Origin of the sequence: Pseudoalteromonas sp. ESRF-bin5 (genome assembly GCF_002632075.1) — a bacterium.
Taxonomy (GTDB): domain Bacteria; phylum Pseudomonadota; class Gammaproteobacteria; order Enterobacterales; family Alteromonadaceae; genus Pseudoalteromonas; species Pseudoalteromonas marina.
In genome coordinates, this window is the sequence record NZ_NTLW01000270.1 from 1 (window position 1) to 2552 (window position 2552).

The 2552-nt window shown below is 41.3% G+C and carries 2 protein-coding genes; both read right to left on the reverse strand.

The window, feature by feature from the left end; translation table 11 throughout:
• On the reverse strand, positions 1 to 2288 hold a 2288-nt coding region (locus BCG07_RS16565), incomplete at its 3' end, for a TonB-dependent receptor plug domain-containing protein (RefSeq protein WP_286891165.1).
• 9 nt (positions 2289 to 2297) lie between these two features.
• Positions 2298 to 2552: FecR domain-containing protein (locus BCG07_RS16570; protein ID WP_353743802.1), on the reverse strand; the 255-nt coding region annotated here is incomplete at its 5' end.

Genomic DNA, 2552 nt, shown 5'->3' on the forward strand with positions numbered 1-2552 from the left:
CTACGGTTTTGAGACTTTTCTTCTTTAAGTTTTGGAATACCTAAACTTTGCGCCAGTGTTGAATCGTTTCTAAACGTGCCCACTTCTTCGGCTACTAATGTGCCATTTGGCCCTACAACAAACTGTGTACTAATGTTGTTAAAGTAAAGTTGTTGCATAGATGGCGCTCTAAAACCTGAGCTTAATGCACCACGTAATGAAATATCGTCTGTAATTGCCCAGTTACCTGCTAACTTAAAGTTAACCGTATCACCAAAGCCTTTGTAGTTATCGTAACGAAGTGCGCCAGATAAAATAACGTCTTCAATAACATATGCTTCAGCGTCTAAGTAAAACGAAATTACATCGCGTGACTCATCTACTGAAGATGCAGGTGACGAACCACCAAAGCCTTGCGTGCCACCAGAAGCATTTTCGCTGCCAACACCGCCGCTTAAACCGCTGTAAATACTTACGCCATTATTTGTATCGTAATCACGATATGCATACTCATTACCGGCTAAAATACGATACTCATCAGTACGCATCTCTGCACCCATCGCAAGTGAGTAGTCATCAAAGTTTTTAGTGAAATCTAAATTAATTGTTTGTAGCGATAGTTCCATACCGTATGCGTATGCTTCGCGCGGGATAGTAGTACGAATATCAGCAGCGCTTAAACCTTGTTCGTAACGCAAAAAGTTAGCGTATGACGCATTAATTGTATCGCTTGTTGTGTAGTCGATGCTGTTTTCACCGTAGGTGTACGATAAATCAAGGCTTGAATCGTTATCAAACTCTGTTTTGTAACCAAAGTTATAAGAAATATCATCAATGGTGGTGTTGATTTTTGGTAAGAAACCAAGTGGGATTGTTGCGTCGCCATCTTGCAATACTGGGTTACCACCCGCATTAGCATTATGACGGAAAAATGCGGCTGATTCGTTATCACGTGTTGAATACGTAATAAAACCATATAATTCGCCATCGCCTAACTCGTAGCCAGTATTTACCGTTAAGCCAAACTGTTGTGAATCAGCGTCACCGATTCTAAATGTGTTACGATCAGCTGTTAATTCACGCGGATCGCCGGCTAACAAAGTACCATCGCTAAGTTCTTCACAGCCGTAAAACTGACATGAACCATGCAAACCTGCACGATTAGTTGGCGCACGGTCACGGTAGTTAATCGTTGTGTTTAAGTAACCATTGTCACCCAGTGCAAACCCTTTGTTGAAGTCAACGTTAACTGTTTCGCCGTCACCTTCAGAGTATTCACCATAATTAATAGCTGCTTTGCCACCTTCACTACCATCTTTTAATACAATGTTGATAACACCAGCAATTGCATCAGACCCATATTGAGCAGCCGCACCGTCGCGAAGTACTTCAATACGCTTAATAGCAGATGCCGGTATAGCATTCATATCGGTACCGGCAGTACCACGACCAACCGAGGTATTAATATGGATAATACTAGCTTGATGGCGACGTTTACCGTTGATCAACACCAATGTTTGATCGGGACCTAAACCACGTAACGTTGCAGGTCTTAATGCATCGGTACCGTCACTAATAGATGAACTTGAAAAGTTAAATGAAGGCGCAATTGCTTGTAGCATACGGCCCACTTCAGTTTGCCCTGTATTTTCAAGTGCTTCAGCACTTAAAATATCGACCGGAACGGGTAAATCTTCAACCGAACGCCCTGCTACACGGCTACCGACAATTGCAATTTTTTCGATTTTGTCTTGAGCAACGTCTTCTGCTGCATTTACACCTTGAGAATTTACCGCCAGTAATGCCGGTAATACTGCTGCACTGACTGCTGAAAGCTTCATCATGTTGTTATCATTCCTGTTGATTTGTTTGAGTTTTATACTCAGTAATCCATTTTGATCAACAACCGCATCGAGCTCAGTCCCCACCAATAATGCCTCCAGCGCATCTAGTTGGGTATAGAATCCATAGACAGAATTTGCTTCATACTCTTTAGCTAACTCGTATGAAAACACCACGGTTTGCTTGGTTTGTTTAGCAAATTCAATTAAGGCTTTGTCTGCTCGCTGCGCTTTTATATCAAATTGCACCATTTGCCCGGTAGTTTGACTTGCGGCTTGCACATTTAGGCTAAACATAGCTGGTGCAAACACACATAAACCACTCAATAAATGCAATTGGTTACTGCGCACCGTATATAAACAGCTGGCAAACAAAAATCCTCTATGGTTTTGTTTCTTTTTTTTAATCTTTTTTTTACGTGCAGGATTTAAAGATGCAACTTTATCTAACATATGTCTGATTTGCATAGCTGCTTCTTATGATTTTGTATTTTGCGTAAGCGTAACTGTGTGTTTACCTTGGCGTTCATGATTAATAGAAAAGTTAGTGTGTAAACTTTCTAGCAACCCAGCCACATCACCTGCTTTGAAAACACCCGCAACTTTAATAGACGCAAGTTCTTCAGACGATAATTTAAAACGTGTAGAAGTATAACGGCTCACTTCGTTTAAGGCATCGCTAAGCGGCTCACCATTAAAAACAAGCATGCCATTTTGCCATGCTAAGTCACG